This is a genomic window from Foliimonas ilicis (assembly GCF_039939195.1).
GTDB classification, from domain to species: Bacteria; Pseudomonadota; Alphaproteobacteria; order Rhizobiales; family Rhizobiaceae; genus Foliimonas; species Foliimonas ilicis.
In genome coordinates this window covers 602,933-624,927 of the sequence record NZ_JBDUUH010000001.1, presented here as the reverse complement: position 1 = coordinate 624,927, position 21,995 = coordinate 602,933, and the positions used below count along the sequence as shown (strand labels likewise).

The following is a 21,995-nucleotide window of genomic DNA, read 5'->3' as shown; positions in this document are numbered from 1 at the left end:
ACCCTTTGCTTTGAGGTTGCAAGGGTGGCATTTTCGCCCAACACAGACCCACGGAAATGTTATTCCGAGATCAGGCTACAGGGTAGAATTTCGTTCATCCTAATGCGGATCACGCAGTCTATCCGTTTCGCGACGCTGCTTTTTCGTAGGACGCCCTGCTCCTGCATCACGAACCGGCACCAGCGCCGGCGCGTCTTTCTTTTCGGGAGGCGGCGACAGATCCTCGTAAAGCGCCCGCGCTTCCTCGGCCGGGCCGCGCCTGACACCCGGCAACAGCACCTTGTAGATGAGAATGCGGCGTTCGAGCGTGATCGTCAGCACATCGCCGGGTTTGACGAGATCGGAAGCCTGGGCAAGCTTTTCACCGTTGAGCCGCACGCGCCCGCCCTGCACGAGTTTTGCGGCAAGCGAACGCGACTTGAGCGCGCGCGAGAAGAACAGCCATTTGTCGATGCGCTGTCTGCCCGCCGCGGTCATTATTTTTTCAGTTGGTCACGCAAGGCTGCGAGCTTCGCGAAGGGCGAATCCGGATCGATGCGAACCGGACGCTCTTCACGCTTCGGCTTTTGCTGAACCGGCTTGGCACCACCGCGATTTTCCGCATTCGGACGACCGCCCTGACGGCGCTCGTCCTGACCCGGCTTGCCCTTGTTGAATCGCCGTGCGGGCCGCTCCTTGCCGCCGCCGGGTGCCGATGCGTCATCTTTACGCACTTCGCCCTGACGCTGCGCAGGCGCGCCGCCCCTGTTGCGATTGTCGTTACCGCGATTGTGACGCGGACGCTGCTCGAAACGCTGCTGGCGCCACAAGATGATAGGCTTCGGCGCTTCCGCGCCTTCCGGCTCGGCCTCAGTTGTTACGGCAGGTTCCGGCGAAGCAACAGGCTCTGCCGGTTCGGTAGCGACGACTTCCGCCGTTGCAGGTTCATCAACCTCCACGGGAGCGACTTCCGCCACGACCGGCTCAGAAGCCTCAGCGACAGGCGCAGCCTCTTCAGAAGCCTCTGCCTGCTCCGCGACCGCCTCGCTTGGCTCAGCGGTCTTCGCAGCCGCCTTTTCGGCAGCCTCGCGAGCGGCATGGTCCAGAGCTTCGAGACGTGCCTTTACGTCATCCGCCTTCTTTGGTTCGCCGCGATAGCCGAGACCCTTGAGGATTTCTTCCATGTCGTCGGCGGTGGCACCGAGAATGGACATCATCGCTGGCGTCACGAAGAAATTGTTGCCGTCGAACGCGCCATCAGGCCGTGTGCCGACACCAGCCTTCCATGAAAGAGCCGGGCGAATGAGATCGGCCAGCCGCTCCAGAATATCGACGCGCACAGCGCGGCGGCCGAGAATGCGGTAGCCGCTGAGCTTGTAGAATGTCGGATCGAAAGTCGCATCGACCACGACCGATGTGCGGCCAGTGGCCAGCGCGTTCACGACATCGCCGAAACCCTGCTTGTCCTTGCCGTCATGGATAAGTGCCCAGAGCAGCGTCACCAGACCTGCGGGGGCCGGTTTGATGAGCGCGGGTACAAAAATATGATACGCGCCAAACCGCACGCCCAGACGACGCAGGGCCGCGCGACCATCCTGATCTAGGGATTTGACGTCCTCGGCAATGTCGCGGCGGTTGATCAGGCCGAAATGCTCGACGAGCTGGAACGCGATGCCGCGGCCAATGCCCGAAAGCTGCTCCGCATTCTTCAGATCGACCAGCGGCTTGAGCAGCGATTCAACCTGGAAATTGACGAAACGTTCGGCCCGCGCCACGACCTTGTCGCGCGCTGGACCAGTCAATTGTTCGTCGGCTAGCACAACGAGACGCGGCTTCAGAGCCTCCTCGCCAGCGACCAGCGTTCCGATCGGAGCACCGAGCCAGCGCAATACGCCGTCGGAGCCGAGCGCTATATCGCCGTTCGGCGAGGCGGAAAACCGTTCGGCACGGCTTTCGAATTCGACGGCAAGGGCTTTCTGCGAGGCCGCTTTTACGGCTTTTGCATCTTCTCCACCGGCACTTTGGTCGGCGGTAAAACGGAACCCCTGCAATTCTCCGACATGGTGGCCTTCGACTACCACGGTTCCAGATGGGCTTATTTCGGCTTCCAGCATTGTATTTTCTCTAAGGCGGCGCATGAGCACGGAAGTCCTGCGGTCTACGAAGCGTTTCGTCAACCGCTCATGCAGTGCATCTGACAGTCTGTCCTCGATCTCCCGCGTTTTTTCCTGCCAATGTGTTGGATCGGCAAGCCAACCGGGCCTGTTTGACACGAAAGTCCACGTTCTGATCTGTGCGATGCGATGCGAAAGCGTGTCGATATCACCTTCAGTGGAATCGGCACGGCGCACCTGCTCGGCCATATAATTCTCATCGACGCGCCCGCGCCGTGCGAGATCGTCATAAATCGAAGCGATCAGATCGGCATGCTGGGCTGGTGCGATGCGGCGATAATCCGGCAGCGCGCAGACTTCCCACAAGAGCGCCACGCGCTCAGGCGTGGAAGTCAGCGCCCTTATCTCCGGGTCGCGCGACAGATATTCCAGCGCCTGCGCATCGACGGCAGGCAGCGCGCGCGTCAGCCCCTCGACCGGCGCATTCGTTTCGATCGACCGCTGCAGCGCGTCCAGGCTGGCAAAATCGAATTGCGCCGTGCGCCACTGCAGGACTTTGACCGGATCGAAATCATGCGCCTCGATCCGCTCGACAAGTTCGTCGTCGAAGGGATCGACCTGACCGGTAACGCCGAATGTGCCGTCTCGAAGATGACGCCCCGCACGCCCTGCAATCTGGCCGAGTTCCGCTGCCGAAAGATTGCGATACTGGAAGCCGTCGAATTTCCGGTTCTGCGCAAAGGCGACGTGATCGACATCGAGATTGAGGCCCATGCCGATGGCGTCGGTCGCGACCAGAAAATCCACGTCGCCGGATTGATAAAGCTCGACCTGCGCATTTCGCGTGCGCGGCGATAGAGCGCCAAGCACCACGGCTGCACCGCCGCGCTGGCGCCTTATCAGCTCGGCAATCGCGTAGACCTCATTGGCCGAAAACGCGACGATCGCGGAGCGATGCGGCAGCCGTGTGATCTTCTTCGATCCGGCATAGGCCAGATGCGAAAGGCGCGGCCTTGTCACCACTGATATGCCACGAAGCATCCTCTCAAGAATACCGCGCATGGTGGCAGCACCCAGCAGAAGCGTCTCCTGACGCCCGCGCAGATGAAGAATGCGATCCGTGAAAATGTGACCGCGCTCGAAATCTCCGGCCAATTGCACTTCGTCGATTGCCACGAAAGCCGCATTCGTCTCGCGCGGCATCGCCTCGACGGTACACACGGAATATCGCGCCTTGGGCGGCTGGATTTTTTCCTCACCGGTGATCAGCGCGACATTATGTGCTCCGACCTTCTCGCAAAGACGGACATAAACCTCGCGCGCCAGAAGGCGCAGCGGCAAGCCGATGACGCCGCTTTCATGCGCGATCATCCGCTCGATCGCCAGATGCGTCTTGCCGGTATTGGTCGGCCCCAGAACGGCGGTAACGTCGCGTCCCGAAAGGATGAGCGGGCTGTTGGGTCTGGGCTGGATGTTCATCTTGCCGGGAAGTGACTTTCTGCGCTGCCTTCAAAGGCCGATCGACGGCATCGCCTTCCGAGAAGCGATGGGCGTCACATAGGGTTTTGCAGTCTGCAACGGAAGAACAATGTTGTAAAATCGAAACCGAAGCGCCGTCCTTTTGCTCCAAATTGCGCTTTTTTCTGTGTTCTGCAGGCAAGTTGGCCCTAGAAACCGCAGATTCGGAACAAGGACGGAACGAATCGGCTACGAATCGCTGACTCGCATGGATTCAGCTTTTGTTCTCCACTTCATATGGACATGGAGCAGGTGAAAATCACCACATGCTGAATCGCGATTCAGCACGGATACCGATCCGGAGCGAAATTTAGCCATCCGCACAAAATAATCCTGTGATTTACGCTGCGTAAGCTTTTCGCCAACGCAACCTCCCATTGCACTTTGCCCGAAACAGGCATTGCGTAATCGGACTTGGTCAAAGGAGGGAACCATGTCCAAGCGTCTCGTTGCAGAATTTCTCGGAACTTTCTGGCTCGTTTTCGGCGGTTGTGGCAGCGCGGTGTTGGCGGCTGCCTTTCCTGAAGTTGGAATTGGGTTTCTTGGCGTTGCGTTTGCGTTCGGTCTCACAGTGTTGACCATGGCCTATGCCGTGGGCGGCATCTCGGGCGGCCATTTCAATCCGGCTGTTTCAATCGGCCTGGCGGTCGCACACCGGTTTCCGGCCAAAGAGCTTTTGCCTTACATAATCGCGCAGCTTATCGGCGCGGTATTTGCTTCGGCGATTCTCTATTTGATTGTTGCCGGCAAAGCCGATTTCACCACTGTCGGCGGCTTTGCGACCAATGGCTATGGCGAGAACTCGCCGGGCGGCTATTCGCTCACCTCGGCCCTGTTGATCGAGGTGGTTCTGACCTTCTTCTTCCTGATCGTCATTCTGGGGGCGACCGGCTCGCGTGTACCGCCGGGCTTCGCGCCTATCGCCATCGGTCTGGCGCTGACGCTCATCCACCTGATCTCGATCCCGGTCACCAACACGTCGGTCAATCCGGCACGTTCGACCGGACCTGCACTGATCGTCGGCGGCGCGGCTCTCCAGCAATTGTGGCTGTTCTGGATTGCACCGATCGTCGGCGCGGTTCTGGCAGGGTTCGCACACACCGCATTGCTCGAGGACAAAACACCATCGATCGGAGATACGATCATCCCGGCTGAATGATCGCGTTCAAAAGCATATGCGCAAACAAACAAAAACGGCGTCTCGCAAGAGACGCCGTTTTTGATTTTATGCGCAATAACTCAGCTAAAATACTGTCCGCCATTGGCGCTAAGGGTCGATCCGGTGATGAAGCTGGCATCTTCCGATGCCAAGAACACCACACAGCGCGCGATTTCCTCCGGCTCGCCCAATCGACCGACCGGGATCTGCGCAATGATGGCCTCACGCGCCTTTTCCGGCACGGCCATGACCATTTCGGTCGCAATATAGCCGGGGCAGATCGCATTGACGGTAATGCCTGCCCGCGCGCCTTCCTGTGCAAGCGCCTTGGTGAAGCCGATATCGCCCGCCTTGGCCGCGGAATAGTTCACCTGCCCCATCTGGCCCTTCTGGCCATTGATGGAGGAGATATTGATGACGCGGCCGAATTTACGGTCGCGCATGCCGCTCCAGAGCGGATGGGTCATGTTGAACACGCCGTTGAGGTTCGTACCGATCACCTCATTCCACTGCTGCGGCGTCGTCTTGTGGAACATGGAATCGCGGGTGATGCCCGCATTATTGACCAGAACACCTACAGGCCCGAGATCGGCTTCAACCTGGGCGATGCCCGCAACGCATGAATCGTAATCGGCAACCGACCATTTGTAGATGGCAATACCCGTTTCGGCGTTGAACTTTTCGGCCGCTTCGTCATTGCCAGCGTAATTGGCGGCAACTTCGTAGCCTGCTTCCCTGAGCGCGACGGAGATTGCAGCACCGATGCCGCGCGTTCCTCCGGTAACGATTGCTGTTCTCGACATAGGTCCTCCCTCACAGTTTTTCTAAATACTCAATTCCATCGGAACGTTTGCCAAAGGCACCGTCTTTCAAATCTTTCTTCTCATACCGTTTGGTGAAAACTTTCCTGACGTTGCTATACGGATCAGTAGCAATAACCCTTAGTCGTATCCATGTACTTTGGGACTCTTCAAAAACTTTCTGAATATTCTTACGCCCGTCAGATGAACGCGAACTGAGGACGCTATAGTAATCTGTTCGCTTGAGCTTTCTATCATAAGCCTCCAAAACGGCTATATCATCCGTTACCAAAGGGATTTTCCTTATAGAAGAATAAGTATTGCTACCATCAACCTCATCCCTAACCCTGTGCGCAACAATCTTAATCTCAATCGCCTGACGGAAACTTCTATTAGTAATCCTAAATTTGATCGTCGGCTTCCCGACAGCGTTTGTGCCACAACGAACGAAATCATCAATCTCAATTCTAGGAGATAGCGTCCACCGCAATAATAGGATCATTACTAAAGACGCTAATATACTCGCTCCAGCACCTAAGAAGAAACCGACCAACAATTCGCTCATAGCAACGGAATACTCACAGCACTTCCACACACATAGCGACGCCCATGCCGCCACCGATGCAAAGGGTTGCGAGACCCTTCTTGCCGCCGCGGCGGCGCAGTTCGTAGACCAGCGTGTTGAAGACGCGGGCGCCCGATGCGCCGACCGGGTGGCCGATGGCGATCGCACCGCCATTCACGTTTACGATCGACGGATTCCAGCCCATATCCTTGTTGACCGCGCAGGCCTGTGCGGCAAACGCCTCATTGGCCTCGACCAGATCGAGATCGACGACCGTCCAGCCAGCCTTTTCCAGCGCCTTGCGCGAAGCCGGGATCGGGCCGGTTCCCATGATCTGCGGATCGACGCCTGCCGTCGCCCACGAAACAATGCGAACAAGCGGCTGGATCCCGCGGCGCACCGCCTCTTCTTCGCTCATCAAAACGGTCGCGGCTGCACCGTCATTGATGCCTGAAGCATTGCCCGCAGTCACCGTGCCTTCCTTGTCGAAAGCGGGCTTCAGCTTCTGCAGCGCATCCAGCGTCGCGCCGTGACGGATATATTCGTCCTGATCGACGACAATGTCGCCCTTGCGGCCCTTGACGGTGAAAGGAACGATCTCGTCCTTGAACTTGCCGGCCTTTTGCGCGGCCTCGGCCTTGTTCTGCGAAGCGACTGCGAATGTGTCCTGCTCCTCGCGGGTAAGCTGCCACTGGCGCGCGATGTTTTCTGCCGTGTTGCCCATGTGGTAGCCATAGAATGCGTCGGTCAGGCCATCCTTGATCATCGTGTCGATCATCTTGAAGTCGCCCATCTTCACGCCGGAGCGCAGATGCTGGCAATGCGGGGCCATCGACATGGATTCCTGGCCGCCCGCGACGATGATCTTTGCATCGCCCGTCGCGATCTGCTGCATGCCGATTGCGATCGCGCGCAGGCCCGATCCGCAAAGCTGGTTGAGGCCCCAGCCGGTCGCTTCCTGTGGAATGCCCGCGGCCATCGCCGCCTGCCGCGCAGGATTCTGGCCCTGACCTGCCGTCAGGATCTGGCCGAGAATGACTTCATCCACTTCCTTGGGATCGACCGATGCGCGCGACAGTGCCTCGGCTATAGCGGCCGCGCCCAGTTCGTGCGCTGGCGTGTTTGCAAAAGCGCCGTTAAACGAGCCGACAGCGGTGCGCGCGGCACTTGCCACGACGATTGCTTGGGAAGAGGACATGTTTCATCTCCAGACTTTTGAGCTCAGGTCGAGATCATTGTTTAGACTTTTCTTGCTGTTTCCCGTGGCCAAGTCAAACGCAATGGCAGACAATTTTTGCGAACGCGCTTGATGCTGCGCAGCATTTTCCGCAGCATTTTTTCGCACTGCAATTCCGCACTGCACAAACCGCTTGGAATTGCGCAGCATTTGCGCCTATCCTGACGGCAGGCAAATAGTTACCGGGCGCTTACCCAAGCCCGGCGTTACCTGGGAGGGTTCCTTATGCCCGCTAAAAACGACCCGGTCGTCATAAAGAAATATGCGAACCGTCGTCTCTACAACACCGGCACCAGCACTTATGTAACCCTCGAAGACCTCGCCGAAATGGTGAAGAAGGGCGAGGAATTCACGGTGCAGGACGCCAAATCAGGTGAAGACATCACGCATCCGGTTCTGACCCAGATCATCTTCGAGCTGGAGAACAAGGATGGGCAGAACATGCTGCCCGTGCCTTTCCTGCGCCAGTTGATCGCATTCTACGGCGACCAGATGCAGATGATCGTGCCGAGCTTCCTCGAACAGTCGATGAGCGCCTTCTCCAAGGAGCAGGAGCGTTTTCGCGAGCAGATGAAGGCATCTCTGGGCAAGACGCCCATGGACATGATGAAGGTTGCGACGCCGATCAAGGCACTCGAAGAACAGACGCGGCGCAACATGGAAATGTTCCAGAACGCCATGCGTATGTTCACGCCCTTCCCGCCGCCAGGCGCCGCTTCAAGCGCTGCGGAAAAGGAAGAGCCTGCGCCCGAAAGCAAGCCGGACGACCTTCAGGAACTGAAGAGCCAGATCGCGGCGATGCAGCGCAAGATCGATTCTTTAGGGTAGAGCGTTTTACTCGAACAGCAGACAAACGAAAAAGACCGGCGCGAGCCGGTCTTTTTCTTGGTAAACGCGTTTTAGAAAAGCCTTAGCTTTCCTTAGGCGTCAGAACCTGACGGCCGCGATACATACCGGTCTTGAGATCGATATGGTGCGGACGGCGGGTTTCGCCGGAATTCTTGTCCTCGACATAGGTCGGGGCCTTGAGTGCGTCTGCCGAACGGCGCATTCCGCGCTTGGACGGCGAAGTTTTTCGTTTTGGCACAGCCATGGAAATGCTCCATCGGTCAAAAGCCCTTGCTGCCCTCGTTAAAGGACCGCAATCGTCGGGCCGGAATCTGAAAGTTGGCGAGCCTATACACGCTCATGCGGGGCTTGACCAGCGCCAGCGCGATTTTTTTTGACGATGTGCCTCAAGAGGCCATTTATTGCAGGCATTGAACATAGTCGCCTGCCCGCGATGCGCGCCGTTCGATGGTCGAGGCGATGCGGCGAAGGGCTGCCGTCGGCTTCGCAGGATTGCGCACATTCGGGTTCGGCAGCGCGACAGTCAGCAAAGCCGCCTGCCTGCGCGTCAGGTTTTTGGCGGAAACGCCGAAATGATGCTGTGCGGCTGCCTCGATGCCGTAGATGTTCGGCCCCCACTCGGCAATGTTCAGGTAGATTTCCATGATCCTTTTCTTGGAAACCACGGCGTCGAAATAAACGGCCAGCGGAAGCTCCAGCACTTTGCGCAAAAAGGAGCGGCTCGACCACAGAAACAGGTTCTTCACGGTCTGCATGGGGATGGTCGATGCGCCGCGCGTCGATTCACCTGCCATTGCGCTGTCGATGACAACCCTGAGCTCGCCGAGATCGATGCCCCGATGCCCGCAGAACTGCCCGTCTTCCGACATGATGACCGAATGGGCCATCACAGGCGCGATCTCTTCGATGGGCACCCAGCGACGGTCATAGCCGCCCTGCGTCACGATATCCTTGACCATCAGGGTCGAGACCGGATGCACGAAGGACGGCAGATAGAGAAAAGTCAGCACGAGCGGCGCCACGGCAAGAACGACCAGAACCGTCAGCGCGCGCCGCATCCACACGGCCAGCGTTCCGCGCGACCTGGTTTTTCGCCTTATCGGCATTCCCAGTCCTTCGGTTTCGGGGTCTACGATCGGCTCCGTCAACGTGCCCGCCCTTGCCAGATACGCCTTCCGGCATAAAGGTGCTTGGCTTCTTGCGCAACGTCTGAACGTTCGGTAGAGCCACGTAACCATGGAAAATGCCGGTCAGATCCCTTTCGAAACCTTTCTCGAAATGCGCGCGCTCGAGGTCGAGGCGCTTTTGCACACCCTGCTTGACGGGCGACCGTTGCAGGGCGAGATCGAGCGACCTTCCGAATTGATGGCCGCCATGCGCCATGGCGTGCTGGCGGGCGGCAAGCGTTTGCGGCCTTTTCTGGTCATGGAAAGTGCCGCCCTTTTCGATGCCGACCCTGAAGCGGCATTGCGCGTGGCAGCAGCGCTCGAATGCATTCATTGCTATTCGCTGATCCATGACGATCTGCCCGCAATGGACAATGACGATTTGCGTCGCGGATTGCCGACGGTTCACCGCGCATTCGGCGAGGCAGCCGGCATTCTGGCAGGCGACAGCCTGCTGACCTATGCTTTCGACATCATTGCCGACCCGGCAACCACTATTTCACCGGACAGGAAAGTCGTGCTCATTCTGGCGCTGGCACGCGCCGCTGGCCCCGGCGGCATGGCAGGCGGGCAGGCGCTCGACCTACAGGCCGAAAAACAGCGCCCGAACGAGGCAGGCATCATCCGCCTGCAGGCGATGAAGACCGGCGCGCTCATTCGTTTCGGCTGCGAGGCTGGCGCAATCCTTGGCGGCGCGAGCGATGCGGATCGTGAGCGCCTGGCCGAATTCGGCTCGGCAATCGGACTTGCATTTCAGCTCGCCGACGATCTTCTCGACCTGACGGCGACAGCAGAAACCATGGGCAAGGCGACGGGCAAGGACGCGGCTGCCGGAAAGGCGACACTGGTTTCGCTGCATGGCATGGAATGGGCACAGACCCAGCTTGCCGGGCTTGTCGACCAGGCACACAGCCTTCTCGACCCCTTCGGCGAGCGTTCGACACTTCTGAAAGAAGCCGCGCGATTCATCGCCACGCGCAAAAGTTGACGAAAATCGGGCTGAAATCAGATTTTTTTGATTTCTCCCCATTCGCTTGAACTTTTCGTTAATGGCTAATGAAGCGTAGTTGCAACCGGTAAAATTATACTTTTCCGGAGCATTCGCGTGCCGAACTACAATCTGTTCATACGGTCTATCCGGATCAGGTATCTGTCTGGGTTGCTGATCTTTGCACTCACCGCCGGTGTCGTGGTTTTTGCGCTAAATTACGTCAACAGTTTTCGCAATGAGGTCGATACGATCGGCAGCGACATGACTGCGCTGGCCGTGGAGATCAAAAACGCAACGGCATTTGCCGAGACGACAGCATCGGCGTGGCGGCCGCAGACCCGCCCGGAATTGATGGCCGCAGCACGCGGGCACAGCGAGCGATTGACCAATCGGATCGACGCGCTTCAAGACCGCATCGAGGCCATTTATCCCAGTCTCTCAAATACCGCCAGGGACAGGCTTTCCGCCGCCTCGGTAAACGGCGATCTGTTCTGGTCGGCACGCGATATAGTCCGCAATCTGAACCTCATTTCCGTTGCGCAGATTGTCGATGACTGGAGCTATCGCGAAATCCGCAACCAGAACGATCTGTTCGTCCAGCCCTCATTCCTGAAGGCCCGCATGGCCATGGAAACCGAGCGCCGGCTGGCCGACAGCCGTGGCGATGCACTGCTCATCATCGCAAGCCTGGCGTCTCTGGCGGTGCTGGCAATTGTCGCCCTCTGGGTTTTCCTGCCTATGGAACGCACGATCCGCCGCGCCTTCCAGCAATCGGCAGAATCGCTCTCTCAGGCAGAGGCCGCCGACCGCGCAAAATCCGAATTCCTCGCCAATATGAGCCATGAAATCCGCACGCCGATGAACGGCGTTCTCGGCATGGCGGAACTGCTTGCAAAAACCGAACTGACGCCGCGCCAGAAGACGTTCACCGATGTCATCGTAAAGTCCGGCAATGCGCTGCTCACCATCATCAACGACATTCTGGATTTCTCCAAGATCAATGCCGGTCAATTGACGCTCGACCCCGCGCCTTTCGCCATTGCCGAAGCGGTCGAGGACGTCGCGACGCTGGTTTCGGCGCGCGTGGCCGAAAAGAACCTCGAACTCATCGTGCGTATCGATCCGAAGCTTCCCGCCCATGTCGTGGGCGACGTCGGACGCTTCCGGCAGGTCATCACCAACATGCTTGGCAATGCGGTGAAATTCACCGAGAAAGGCCATGTGCTGGTTGATGTATCCGGCGAGGTGGAGGACCATGTCGTCAAGATGAAGGTGCGTGTCGAAGACACAGGCATCGGTATTCCAGCCGAAAAGCTGCAGACCGTGTTCGAAAAATTCGCACAGGTCGACGGAAGCTCGACGCGCCGCCATGAAGGAACCGGCCTCGGTCTGGCGATCGCCGCGCGGCTTGTCGATCTTATGGGCGGCACGATCGGCATCGAGAGCGAAGTCGGCACCGGATCGGTATTCTGGTTCACCGCCGAATTGCCGGTGCATGAAGCAGATGTCAAAAACGATCTCATCCCCGTCGATGTCACCGGTGCGCGCGTGCTGGTCATCGACGACAACCCGGTCAACCGCGAAATCCTGCTTGAGCAGTTGCGGAGCTGGGGCTTCGATTGCGCTGCCGCCGAAAGCGGCGCTGTGGGCCTCGCATTCCTCGACCGGGCGCACCAGCTTGGCGCGTCGGTCGATTGCGTGATCCTTGATTACCAGATGCCCGGAATGAGTGGCGCGGATGTCGCCAAGGCGATGTCCTCCGACAGCCATATGTCGGCTATTCCGGTCGTGCTCCTGACCTCGGTCGACCAAGTCGATTTCGGACGCCTTATTATGGATTACGGCATCGCCGCGCACCTCACGAAGCCTGCCCGCTCGGCAGTTCTTCTCGGCACCGTCATTGCCGCGATCCAGAAGGCGCGCAGGCAGGGCGGCAAGGCCCAGTTCACCCGCGAGCCGATTGCCGCGCATTATCCGATGGCCGAAACCATGACCGCCCTGACCCGGCAGTCCGGCGAACGCGAACCGCTCCAGCGCGGCGGCGCGCTCGATATTCTGGTTGCCGAAGACAATGAGGTTAACCAGCTCGTATTCGGCCAGATTCTGAGCGGCCTTGGCCTCTCCTATCGCATCGCAGCCAATGGCCGCACCGCAGTCGAAATGTACCGGGCGCTGAAGCCGCGCCTTATCCTGATGGACGTTTCCATGCCCGAAATGAACGGCTACGAAGCAGCCACAGCCATTCGCACGATAGAATTACGGACCGGCCAGCACACGCCGATCATCGGTGTTACCGCGCATGCCCTGAAAGGCGACCGCGAAAAATGCCTCGACGCCGGTATGGACGATTATCTGCCCAAGCCCATCTCGCCGGACCGTCTTGGCGGCAAGATCGGCTCTTGGCTGAGTGAAACGACGAAGCTCGCTGCATCGGCGTAATGCCCAAAGTAGGCGTTCTACGTTGCCTACCTGTTCCGCACAACGATGCATGACCCACCCGCACCCCGCAATTGCTGGCAGATGATGTCGGCATTGGCGCGATTGTTCACGCCAATGCGAACGGTATAGATGCCGCGGCGTCCGATTGGCGAACGAACGCGGCTCACCACCGGATCATATTGCCTCAGCAGGGCGGTGAACTGCCCGCGGATGCGCTGCCATTGCCGAATTGCAACCGCGCGGCGGAAATTGCCCGCCACCTGAACGCCCCACGGCTTGATGTGGACTCGCGACATCGGAACCGTCGCAGTCAGCGTCACCGGCAGCTTCCGGCACGATTCATCGAATGGCTTTTTCGGATCGAGCGGATGCACCGTGCCCGCATAATCCTTGTTCGAAAACATGTCGGCAGGCTCGCCCATAATGTCGAGCACGTAGTTTTCGGTCTCCAGCGGAAGAAAGCCGCCCGACGACAACCAGCGGGAAACACGGCTCTCGCCCGCATTATAGGCCGCCGCTGCCAGACCGAGATTGCCAAAACCGGATTTGAGTTCGCCGAGATAGACGGCCGACGCCGGAATCGCTTTTTCGATGTCGAAGGAATCGGAAAGCCCGCGCATTGACGCCGTGCCAGGCATGAATTGCGCGACGCCTTCGGCCCCTGCAGGGCTGACAGCATTAGGATCGAACCGGCTTTCCTTCCAGATAAGCCGCGCGAAAAAGTCTGCTGGAAGATTGTTGAGCTCGGCATGCGAGCCGATTAACTCGCAAATGCGGTCAACCGTCGACTTCACTCTGGTTTTTGGTGGATCGGCCTGCGCAGCCCCTGCCGCAAATAGCGAAAAGACGACGAAAAGGGCCGCCTTTCGCTTCACCATCGCCTATTCGGCCGCTGCCTTGCCGGAGCTGCCATAGCGCTGCTCGACATAATCCATGACCATCTTTTCGAAATCGGCGGCAATGTCCGGCCCGCGGAGCGTCGCAGCCTTCTTGCCGTCGATAAAGACGGGCGCCGTCGGCGTCTCGCCGGTGCCGGGCAGCGAAATGCCGATGTCGGCATGTTTGGATTCGCCCGGCCCGTTGACGATGCAGCCCATGACGGCCACTTTCAGCTCTTCGACGCCGGGATATTTCTCGCGCCAGATCGGCATGTTCTTGCGAATGTCGCTCTGGATGTTCTGCGCCAGTTCCTGAAACACCGTCGAGGTCGTGCGGCCGCAGCCGGGACATGCCGCAACGATCGGCACGAATTGGCGGAAGCCCATGGTCTGCAGCAATTCCTGCGACACCTGAACTTCGCGCGTGCGGTCGCCATTGGGTTCCGGCGTCAGGGATATGCGGATCGTGTCGCCGATGCCCTGCTGAAGCAGAATGCCCATTGCCGCGGATGAGGCAACGATGCCCTTCGAGCCCATGCCCGCTTCGGTAAGGCCAAGATGCAGCGCGTGGTTGGAGCGGCCTGCGAGCTCGGTATAGACCGCAATCAAATCCTGAACCTGGCTGACCTTTGCCGACAGAATGATCTTGTCGCGCGACAGGCCGATTTCTTCTGCCATCTCGCCGGAAATCAGCGCGGATTGCACGATCGCCTCGCGCATCACTTCCTGCGCAGTCAGTGGCGAACCGTTCTTCTGGTTGTCGTCCATCAGCCGGGTCAGCAGATCCTCGTCCAGCGAGCCCCAATTGACGCCTATGCGCACAGGTTTGTTGTACCGGATCGCCATTTCGACGATGTCGGCGAACTGCTTGTCCTTCTTGTCCTTGAAACCGACATTGCCCGGATTGATGCGGTACTTCGCAAGCGCTTCGGCGCAAGCCGGGTGATCGGCAAGGAGACGATGGCCGATATAGTGGAAATCACCGACCAGCGGCACGAACAGGCCGATCCGCTCCAGCCTTTCGCGAATGCGCGGCACGGCGGCAGCACTTTCGTCGCGATCGACCGTGATGCGGACGATTTCGGAGCCGGCACGATGAAGTGCGGCAACCTGCGCCACCGTCTGATCGACATCGGCGGTATCCGTATTCGTCATCGATTGCACAACGACAGGCGCGCCTCCGCCGACGATAACGCCGCCAACATCGACACCCACCGATTTACGGCGCGGAAATGGAGAGGAAAAATAGCCGGTCACTGCGGCTCCCCGGTACTGACTGGTCAAACTCTTGAGGTGGATGAGCCGACGCATTCTGTCAACTCTTCCCTACGCACGTTACAGTTTAACGACCGATTTTGGCCAAATTTTCATCGAAGCGGCACAATCAATCCGTGTTATTGCGCTGCACCACGCATATATGCTGCATTGCGACGAGTTTCGATGCCTTTGAAGCCCTATCACGGAGATTTTTAATGAGCACTACGAGAACCGCAATCGTCACCGGCTCGACTTCGGGAATAGGTTTGGCAATCGCACACGCGCTTGCCGCCGAAGGCTGCAATGTCGTGGTCAATTCGTTTTCCGATACGGACAAGGATCATTCGGTCGCCGCCGAAATCGCAGCCGCCCATGACGTGAAGACCGCTTATATCAAGGCGGATATGTCGAAGGCAGACGAATGCCGCGCCCTGATCGAACAGACCGCAGCGAAATTCGGTTCCGTCGATATTCTGGTCAACAATGCAGGCATCCAGCATGTCGCGCCGGTCGATGAACTGCCAACCGAGAAATGGGATGCGATCATTGCGATCAATCTGAGTTCGGCGTTCCACACCATCGCCGCAGCACTTCCGCATATGAAGCGGCAGGGTTATGGCCGCATCGTCAATATCGCTTCCGCGCATGGGCTGGTCGCCTCGCCTTTCAAATCCGCCTATGTCGCGGCAAAGCACGGCATTATGGGCCTGACCAAGACCGTCGCGCTGGAAGTCGCGCGCGAAGGCATCACCTGCAACGCGGTCTGCCCCGGCTATGTGCTGACGCCATTGGTCGAGGCGCAGATCCCCGATCAGATGAAGGCCCACAAGATGGACCGCGAAACGGTGATCCGCGAAGTGATGCTCGACCGTCAGCCGACCAAGGAATTCGTGACAGTCGAACAGATTGCAGCAACCGCCCTGTTCCTCGTCTCGTCCGCCGCAGCACAGGTCAACGGCACGCATATTTCCGTGGATGGCGGCTGGACGGCGCAGTAACATTCACAATCATGCGGATTGGCAACAGCCTGTCCGCATTGATGCGTCCATTTGTTTTTCTCACTGTATATGAATGCCGGTTTGATGTAGAACTCCGCTGCCTCAAGAAACAGGCGGGCTGATTTCTTGAGCATGTATCGTGCTCGAAGACGTCCGCCAAACGAAGCGAAGACAGCTCAGGCATTTTCTGCGGAAAAACAATGTCCGGATTTAGATTTCACAAGGTTGCCGCCCTGACGGTGCTCGTCGCCTTTGCCATCTGGATGGGAACGGGCGAGTTTTCGTCGGTTGGCAGCGCTGCAAGCGAAAACGACGCGAAACAGGAAGCGACGGAACAACCCAAGCCGCCGGTGCGAACTGTTGCCGTCATCACCCCGCCCCGCACGAACCATGCGCGCGCAATCCGGATTTCCGGGCAGACCGAAGCCGACAAACGCGCCGTTCTGGCAAGCCGCACGGGCGGCATCATTGCTGAACTGCCTGCAAAACAGGGCGAGCGGATAAAGGCAGGCGAACTGGTGCTCATGCTCGATGCCGAAGAAAAACAGTCGATCGTCGAGAACACGAAGCAGCTTCTGAAGCAGCGCGAAGCCGAGGCTGCGGCAGCAGACAAGCTTTCGAAAAGCGGCAATCTGGCAAAGCTAACCGCGGACAATGCTCAAGCTGCACTGACCACGGCCCGCTCGCAATTCGACACGGCACAGGCTGAACTGGCACGCAATCGCGTCGTCGCTCCCTTCGACGGCGTTGTGGATCGTGTTGCCGTCGAACTCGGCAGTTCCGTTATGGCAGGCGCTGAAGTCGCGACCATTTTGAAGCTCGACCCGATCATCGCCAAGGGCGAAATCAGCGAGCGCGATTTGCGCTATCTGAAACTCGGCGACGAGGCCGATGTTCGTCTGGTCGATGGTGATATCGTAAAGGGCAGGCTGAGCTATATCAGCCGCGATGCTTCCAGCTCGACACGCACTTTCCGCATCGAAGTCGCTATACCGAATGCCGACGACACCATTCCGGCAGGCATGACAGCCGAAATCACACTGAGGGCGCAGCCTGCGGATGCTGTGATGCTGCCGCGCTCCGTCGTGACGCTGAGCAAGAATGGCGATCTGGGCATTCGCGCCGTCGACAAGGATTCCAAAATCACCTTCCACCCGATCGATCTGGTGGACGATACGCCGGACGGGCTTGTGCTTGGCGGCATTCCCTCTGACGCCCGCATCGTCGTCGCCGGTCAGGATCTGGTGACGGAAGGCGACACCGTTCAGGCCGTCGAGGCCGATGCCGAAACGCTGAAGAAGCTGGCTGGCGCGCCTCTCATCGACACCACGCAATAGGCGGACCGAGGCGGGAGGCTTCACAATGGGTATTGTCGGCTACGCCATAAAAAATGCGCGGCTCACGCTCTCTTTCATGGTGTTTTTCCTGATTGCCGGTGCGCTGGCCTATCAGGCGATTCCCAAGGAGGCGGAACCTGACATCCAGATTCCGATAATCTATGTGAGCCTGGCCTATCAGGGCATTTCGCCGGAAGACTCTGAGCGGCTTCTGTTGCGGCCCGTCGAAACGCGCATGAAAAGCCTTTCCAACGTCAAGGAAATGCGCGCCGCAGCCTATCAGGGCGGCGGCTATGTGCTGGTGGAGTTCAACGCAGGTGCCGACCTTTCCTCCGCACTTGAAGACGTTCGCGCCAAAGTATCCGACGCCAAACGTGACCTGCCGCAAGGCGCCGAAGAACCGACGATCAACGAGGTCAACCTTTCGGAATTCCCGGTTCTCGTCGTCACGCTGGCAGGCAATGTGCCCGAACGCGCGCTGACGGCATCGGCGCGTGAATTGCGCGACCGCATCGAGGAAGTGCCGGGCGTGCTGGAGGCCGTGCTGCAAGGCGCGCGCGAAGACCTAGTCGAAGTCGTCATCGATCCGGTCAAGCTTTCCTCCTACGGGCTTCGTCTCGACCAGCTCATTCAGGGCGTCGGCGCCAGCAACAGTCTGGTCGCTGCAGGCAATCTGGAAGGCGCCGAGGGCCGCTATGCGGTCAAGGTTCCGTCGCTGATCGAAACACCGGAAGACGTTGCCAATCTGCCTATCGTGGCTGGCGAGAATGCCGTCGTGCGCGCCCGCGACCTCGCCAATATCCGCACCACCTACAAGGATGCCGAAACAGTCGCGCGGCTGAACGGCAAACCCGCAATCGCCATCGAAGTGAAGAAGCGCACCGGCGCAAATCTCATCGAAACCGTCGATACGGTAAAAGCCGTGGCGGACGAATTCGCCAAGCGCCTGCCCGAAGGCAGCGTCGTTTCCTACAGCCAGGACAAGTCCACCTCGATCCGCCAGCTTCTGGGCGATCTGCAAAACCATGTGATGATTGCGGTCATCCTCGTCTTCATCATCATTCTCTATTCGCTGTCGGGCCGCGCCTCGATCCTTATCGGCCTGTCGATCCCGACCTCCTTCCTGCTCGGCATTCTGTTGCTGGCGCTTGGCGGCCTGACGGTCAACATCGTCGTGCTTTTCAGCCTTATCCTCGCGGTCGGCATGCTGGTCGATGACGCCATCATCGTCACCGAATTCGCCGAACGCCGCATGTCGGAAGGCATGGATAAGAAGGAGGCCTACGCGCTTGCCGCAAACCGTATGGCAGGCCCGGTCATTGCAGCCACGATGACGCGCGTCGCCGCCTTCTCACCTTTGCTGTTCTGGCCGGGAATCGTCGGCGAGTTCATGAAATATCTGCCGCTGACGCTGATCGTCACGCTGTCGGCTTCGATGCTCTATGCGCTGGTTTTCACGCCGACGCTTGGCGCGATCTTCGGCAAGCCGCATCCCGAACCGGAACACAAGGACGGGCTCTATATGAAGACCGTCGGGCTGGCCGTGCGCCACCCGATTGTGACGCTTTTTCTGGCCGTTGCACTACTCGTCACCGTGCCGGTGATCTATGCCAAGGAAGGCGCGGGCGTCGAATTCTTCCCCAATGTCGAGCCAGAATACGGCCTGCTCTATGTCCATGCCCGCGGCAATCTCTCGCTTGCCGAAATGGATGCCGCGACAGCGCAGGCAGAAAACCGCATACTCGGCTGGCCGGGCGTCAAATCCGTTTATACGCGCGCAGGCAAAACGCGTGGCGGCGGCGACAATATCGCTGAAGATGTGGTCGGCGTGATCCAGTACGAGTTCGTCGACTGGCGCGAGCGCAAGGCCGCCCACGACGTTCTGGACGATCTGCGCAAAGCCATGGCAGGCATTCCCGGCGTCGATGTCGAAGTGCTGGTGCCCGAAGCTGGTCCACCGACAGGCAAGGCAATTCAGGTTCGCCTTTCATCCGCCGATCCGGTTGGTTCGAACATGAATGCCAAGGCAGGCGAAGTGGCTGCCATGCTGGCCACGATCCCCGGCGTCATCGACATTGCTGACGGCCTTCCACCGCCCGGCGTCGACTGGGCGTTGCGCATCGACCGCAGCAAGGCCGCGCAATATGGCATCAGCCCAGCCTCGGTCGGAACAGTCGTCCAGCTTGTGACGACCGGCCTGAAGCTCTCTGAATATCGCCCTGCGGGCGTCGACGATGCCGTCGATATCCGCCTGCGTCTTCCGGAAGATCGCCGCACACTGGCAACGCTCGATCAGTTGCGCGTCGAAACGGCCCAAGGCTCCGTGCCAATTTCCAATTTCGTCACGCGCGAGCCGGAAAACACGGTCGGCATTTTGAACCGCATCGACGGCGAACGCACCATCGTCGTGCAGGCGAATGTCGCCAGCGGCATCCAGCCCTCCGCTGCACAGGCGCAAGTGACGCAAGCCATGCAGAAGATGGATTTGCCCGGCATACGCTGGAAGCTTGCCGGCGAGGACGAGGAAAGCAAGGCGGCGACCGACTTTCTCTCAAAGGCATTCGGCGCGGCGATCTTCCTGATCTTCATCGTCCTGCTGGCGCAGTTCAACAAATTCATCAGCGTGGCGCTGGTTCTCTCGACCGTCGTCATGTCGACCATTGGCGTGTTCCTCGGCCTGCTGATCACCGGGCAACCCTTCGGCATTGTGATGTCGGGTATCGGTGTCATCGCGCTTGCGGGCGTCGTGGTGAACAACAACATCGTGCTGATCGACACCTATGACCGGCTGCGCGAAGAAGGCTGGGACAAGCTGGAAGCCGTGCTCCAGACCTGCCGGGAACGCGCACGCCCGGTGGTGCTGACGGCACTCTCCGCGATCCTCGGCGTTCTTCCGATTGCCTTCGGCCTCGGACTGGAAATCTTTCACCATGAGACGACGATCAATGCGCCGTCCACGCAATGGTGGATTTCGCTGTCCAGCGCCATCGTCTTCGGCCTGTCCTTCGCAACGGTGCTGACGCTGATCGTGACGCCTGCCGCATTGATGGTCTTCACCCGCAGCAATGACAGCAAGGTGAATGCCTATTTCGGCAGGCTGTTCGGACGGCTCCGCAGGAAGCCTCGCCCTGAGGCAGTCAAGCCAGCGGAATAGGATCGAGAGCAAAAGCGCGGGAACCAGCGGCCCCGCTTACGCATTGCTATCGCATTGAAACTTTTGAGAGGGACATTGCGATGACACTCACGACACTTCTAATTATCATTCTGATACTGATCCTCGTTGGCGCCGTTCCGGCATGGCCGCATTCGCGCGGATGGGGTTACGGACCTTCGGGTATCGTCGGTGTCATCCTCGTCGTGTTGCTGATCCTGCTTCTGATGGGCCGAATCTAATCGATTTCAGTCGATATTTCGACCGAAACGCGCCGCCTAGCGGCGCGTTTTTTGTGTCCCGCTAGTGGTTTTCGAGATTTTCATGTTCGAAATCGGCGGCTTTCGCCAGTCCGGCCATCAAAAATACGACGATCAGAAGAGCCGCGACTGCAACAAAGATCGGCCCGAAGCCCGTACGCTGGCCGATGAAACCGATAGCCGACGGAGCGACCAATATGCCTGAATAACCCATCAGCGTAACCGTGCTGAGCGCGACACCAGACGACATGCCCTTCTGGTTGCCTGCTGCCGAAAAGGCGATCGGCACCATGTTGGCGATGCCGAGACCTGCAAAGGCAAAGGCGAAAATCGCCAGCCACGGCCATGGCGACAGGCCCGCAACCATCATGCCCGCCGCGGCGATGAGGCTCGAAACCCGAAGCGTATTGACCGCGCCGAAACGGTTTCGAATGCCGTCACCCATAAAGCGCATGCAGGCCATCGTCGCCGAGAAAGCCGCAAAGGCAAAGCCTGCGGTGGCGAGATTCGTGCCGCGTTCCTGCTGCAGATAAAGTGCGGCCCAATCCAGAACGCTGCCTTCCGGCACCATAGAAAACAACGCCATCAGGCCGATCAGATAGATCAATGGGTTTGAAGCCAGCGCGAACTTACGGCTCGATTTCACGAGAGCGGGTGTCTCCCCGACCAGCTTTCTGACCGCGAATGCGACAATCACCAGCGCGACGATTGCCACGAACGCACCATGCGCGACATAGCCGAATGTCTGGATGAAAATACCGCCGAGGCCACCGCCTGCGAACCCGCCAAGACTCCAGAAGCCATGCGATGACGACATGATCGCGCGCGAAAGCTTCTTTTCGACGGCGACGGCATTGGCGTTCATCGCGACATCCATGCCGCCGATCACGCCGCCAAAGAAGAACATGGCGAAGGCTACGAGAACCAGAGTGGGCGCAAGCGCAACCATCAGGAGACCGAAGGATGCAACCCATGCGAAAGAGGCGACCACAAAACGCGACCCGTAACGCTGCAGGAGATAGCCGCACCAGGCCATGGCGCAAAGAGCGCCCAGACCGAACATCAGAATCAGCATGCCGAGCATGAATTCGCTGATGCCCAGGCGCTTCAGAACGACCGGAATCTGAGGCGCCCAGCTTCCGGTAACGAAGCCGTTCACGAAGAATAGTGAGGCGACAGCCCACCGTCCATGGACGGCGGCTGCGCGTAAATTCAAGGCATCCATCGATTATTGATCCGTTTTTGGCGATTCTGCGCCAACCTAAATCGGTTTAAATCTCTGTCAAGGAGCCGTTTC

At 58.9% G+C, this 21,995-nt stretch carries 19 protein-coding genes; 8 read left to right on the top strand and 11 right to left on the bottom strand.

All coding sequences use genetic code 11. From position 1 onward, the window contains the following. Nucleotides 1-99: 99 nt before the first annotated feature. The gene (locus tag ABFT80_RS03035; RefSeq protein WP_347970376.1) at nt 100-477 is read right to left on the bottom strand and encodes an RNA-binding S4 domain-containing protein; all 378 of its coding nucleotides are present in this window, start codon (nt 475-477) and stop codon (nt 100-102) included. Beyond that, nucleotides 477-3,572 (bottom strand): helicase-related protein, encoded by a 3,096-nt coding sequence (locus tag ABFT80_RS03030; RefSeq protein WP_347970375.1) that lies wholly within the window; start codon nt 3,570-3,572, stop codon nt 477-479. The genes ABFT80_RS03035 and ABFT80_RS03030 overlap by 1 nt, the downstream gene beginning before the upstream one ends. A 472-nt stretch (nt 3,573-4,044) precedes the next feature. Here ABFT80_RS03030 and aqpZ point away from each other — a divergent pair, with 472 nt between their 5' ends. Continuing rightward, the gene (aqpZ, locus tag ABFT80_RS03025; protein ID WP_347970374.1) at nt 4,045-4,770 is read left to right on the top strand and encodes an aquaporin Z; all 726 of its coding nucleotides are present in this window, start codon (nt 4,045-4,047) and stop codon (nt 4,768-4,770) included. An 80-nt stretch (nt 4,771-4,850) separates the two neighbouring features. Here aqpZ and phbB read toward each other — a convergent pair whose 3' ends face one another. Genes phbB through ABFT80_RS03005 form a run of 4 tightly spaced genes read right to left on the bottom strand, consistent with a single transcriptional unit; the run spans nt 4,851 to nt 7,522 of the window. Further along, nucleotides 4,851-5,573, bottom strand: coding sequence for an acetoacetyl-CoA reductase (gene phbB / locus ABFT80_RS03020; RefSeq protein WP_347970373.1), 723 nt, complete (start codon nt 5,571-5,573; stop codon nt 4,851-4,853). Between the two features lie 10 nt (nt 5,574-5,583). Beyond that, nucleotides 5,584-6,135 carry a hypothetical protein gene (locus tag ABFT80_RS03015; protein ID WP_347970372.1) on the bottom strand — a complete coding sequence of 184 codons (552 nt, stop codon included), beginning with the start codon at nt 6,133-6,135 and terminating at the stop codon, nt 5,584-5,586. Between the two features lie 13 nt (nt 6,136-6,148). Next, complete coding sequence (locus ABFT80_RS03010; protein WP_347970371.1) at nt 6,149-7,333, bottom strand: acetyl-CoA C-acetyltransferase; 1,185 nt, start codon at nt 7,331-7,333, stop codon at nt 6,149-6,151. Between the two features lie 3 nt (nt 7,334-7,336). Further along, nucleotides 7,337-7,522 carry a hypothetical protein gene (locus ABFT80_RS03005; RefSeq protein WP_347970370.1) on the bottom strand — a complete coding sequence of 62 codons (186 nt, stop codon included), beginning with the start codon at nt 7,520-7,522 and terminating at the stop codon, nt 7,337-7,339. Nucleotides 7,523-7,597: 75 nt separating this feature from the next. On the opposite strand from ABFT80_RS03005, the gene phaR reads away from it, so the two are divergent. Beyond that, nucleotides 7,598-8,200, top strand: coding sequence for a polyhydroxyalkanoate synthesis repressor PhaR (gene phaR / locus ABFT80_RS03000; RefSeq protein WP_347970369.1), 603 nt, complete (start codon nt 7,598-7,600; stop codon nt 8,198-8,200). 82 nt (nt 8,201-8,282) lie between these two features. On the opposite strand, the gene rpmF is transcribed toward phaR, so the two are convergent. Continuing rightward, a complete protein-coding gene (gene rpmF, locus ABFT80_RS02995) occupies nt 8,283-8,465 on the bottom strand; it encodes a 50S ribosomal protein L32 (RefSeq protein ID WP_347970368.1) in 183 nt (60 codons plus the stop codon). A gap of 154 nt (nt 8,466-8,619) precedes the next feature. Beyond that, the gene (mtgA, locus tag ABFT80_RS02990; protein ID WP_455189861.1) at nt 8,620-9,369 is read right to left on the bottom strand and encodes a monofunctional biosynthetic peptidoglycan transglycosylase; all 750 of its coding nucleotides are present in this window, start codon (nt 9,367-9,369) and stop codon (nt 8,620-8,622) included. An 88-nt stretch (nt 9,370-9,457) separates the two neighbouring features. Between mtgA and ABFT80_RS02985 the strand changes: the two genes are divergently transcribed. Both ABFT80_RS02985 and ABFT80_RS02980 read left to right on the top strand, forming a co-directional pair. Continuing rightward, complete coding sequence (locus ABFT80_RS02985) at nt 9,458-10,375, top strand: polyprenyl synthetase family protein (protein ID WP_347970367.1); 918 nt, start codon at nt 9,458-9,460, stop codon at nt 10,373-10,375. A gap of 117 nt (nt 10,376-10,492) precedes the next feature. After that, nucleotides 10,493-12,817 carry a response regulator gene (locus tag ABFT80_RS02980; protein WP_347970366.1) on the top strand — a complete coding sequence of 775 codons (2,325 nt, stop codon included), beginning with the start codon at nt 10,493-10,495 and terminating at the stop codon, nt 12,815-12,817. Nucleotides 12,818-12,843: 26 nt separating this feature from the next. Here the strand turns inward: ABFT80_RS02980 and ABFT80_RS02975 are convergent, their stop codons facing one another. Beyond that, on the bottom strand, nt 12,844-13,695 hold the full coding sequence (locus ABFT80_RS02975; protein ID WP_347970365.1) for a lytic transglycosylase domain-containing protein: 852 nt from the start codon (nt 13,693-13,695) through the stop codon (nt 12,844-12,846). Nucleotides 13,696-13,698: 3 nt separating this feature from the next. Then, nucleotides 13,699-14,952: a flavodoxin-dependent (E)-4-hydroxy-3-methylbut-2-enyl-diphosphate synthase gene (gene ispG / locus ABFT80_RS02970; RefSeq protein ID WP_347970822.1), complete on the bottom strand. Its 1,254-nt coding sequence runs from the start codon at nt 14,950-14,952 to the stop codon at nt 13,699-13,701. Nucleotides 14,953-15,167: 215 nt separating this feature from the next. Here ispG and ABFT80_RS02965 point away from each other — a divergent pair, with 215 nt between their 5' ends. The 4 genes from ABFT80_RS02965 (at nt 15,168) to ABFT80_RS02950 (ending at nt 20,680) form a co-directional block, all read left to right on the top strand. Continuing rightward, nucleotides 15,168-15,950 (top strand): 3-hydroxybutyrate dehydrogenase, encoded by a 783-nt coding sequence (locus tag ABFT80_RS02965; RefSeq protein WP_347970364.1) that lies wholly within the window; start codon nt 15,168-15,170, stop codon nt 15,948-15,950. 200 nt (nt 15,951-16,150) lie between these two features. Further along, on the top strand, nt 16,151-17,287 hold the full coding sequence (locus ABFT80_RS02960) for an efflux RND transporter periplasmic adaptor subunit (protein ID WP_347970363.1): 1,137 nt from the start codon (nt 16,151-16,153) through the stop codon (nt 17,285-17,287). Between the two features lie 25 nt (nt 17,288-17,312). Next, a complete protein-coding gene (locus ABFT80_RS02955) occupies nt 17,313-20,441 on the top strand; it encodes an efflux RND transporter permease subunit (protein ID WP_347970362.1) in 3,129 nt (1,042 codons plus the stop codon). An 80-nt stretch (nt 20,442-20,521) separates the two neighbouring features. Continuing rightward, on the top strand, nt 20,522-20,680 hold the full coding sequence (locus ABFT80_RS02950) for a DUF3309 family protein (RefSeq protein WP_347970361.1): 159 nt from the start codon (nt 20,522-20,524) through the stop codon (nt 20,678-20,680). Nucleotides 20,681-20,741: 61 nt separating this feature from the next. Here ABFT80_RS02950 and ABFT80_RS02945 read toward each other — a convergent pair whose 3' ends face one another. Next, nucleotides 20,742-21,923, bottom strand: a complete 1,182-nt coding sequence (locus tag ABFT80_RS02945; protein ID WP_347970360.1) for an MFS transporter — start codon at nt 21,921-21,923, stop codon at nt 20,742-20,744. Nucleotides 21,924-21,995 lie beyond the last annotated feature (72 nt).

Coding starts and splice junctions, on each gene's coding strand:
- ABFT80_RS03035 (WP_347970376.1), bottom strand. CDS start 477: ATGACCGCGGCGGGCAGACAGCGCATCGACAAATGGCTGTTCTTCTCG.
- ABFT80_RS03030 (WP_347970375.1), bottom strand. CDS start 3,572: ATGAACATCCAGCCCAGACCCAACAGCCCGCTCATCCTTTCGGGACGC.
- aqpZ (WP_347970374.1), top strand. CDS start 4,045: ATGTCCAAGCGTCTCGTTGCAGAATTTCTCGGAACTTTCTGGCTCGTT.
- phbB (WP_347970373.1), bottom strand. CDS start 5,573: ATGTCGAGAACAGCAATCGTTACCGGAGGAACGCGCGGCATCGGTGCT.
- ABFT80_RS03015 (WP_347970372.1), bottom strand. CDS start 6,135: ATGAGCGAATTGTTGGTCGGTTTCTTCTTAGGTGCTGGAGCGAGTATA.
- ABFT80_RS03010 (WP_347970371.1), bottom strand. CDS start 7,333: ATGTCCTCTTCCCAAGCAATCGTCGTGGCAAGTGCCGCGCGCACCGCT.
- ABFT80_RS03005 (WP_347970370.1), bottom strand. CDS start 7,522: ATGCTGCGCAATTCCAAGCGGTTTGTGCAGTGCGGAATTGCAGTGCGA.
- phaR (WP_347970369.1), top strand. CDS start 7,598: ATGCCCGCTAAAAACGACCCGGTCGTCATAAAGAAATATGCGAACCGT.
- rpmF (WP_347970368.1), bottom strand. CDS start 8,465: ATGGCTGTGCCAAAACGAAAAACTTCGCCGTCCAAGCGCGGAATGCGC.
- ABFT80_RS02985 (WP_347970367.1), top strand. CDS start 9,458: ATGGAAAATGCCGGTCAGATCCCTTTCGAAACCTTTCTCGAAATGCGC.
- ABFT80_RS02975 (WP_347970365.1), bottom strand. CDS start 13,695: ATGGTGAAGCGAAAGGCGGCCCTTTTCGTCGTCTTTTCGCTATTTGCG.
- ABFT80_RS02965 (WP_347970364.1), top strand. CDS start 15,168: ATGAGCACTACGAGAACCGCAATCGTCACCGGCTCGACTTCGGGAATA.
- ABFT80_RS02960 (WP_347970363.1), top strand. CDS start 16,151: ATGTCCGGATTTAGATTTCACAAGGTTGCCGCCCTGACGGTGCTCGTC.
- ABFT80_RS02955 (WP_347970362.1), top strand. CDS start 17,313: ATGGGTATTGTCGGCTACGCCATAAAAAATGCGCGGCTCACGCTCTCT.
- ABFT80_RS02950 (WP_347970361.1), top strand. CDS start 20,522: ATGACACTCACGACACTTCTAATTATCATTCTGATACTGATCCTCGTT.
- ABFT80_RS02945 (WP_347970360.1), bottom strand. CDS start 21,923: ATGGATGCCTTGAATTTACGCGCAGCCGCCGTCCATGGACGGTGGGCT.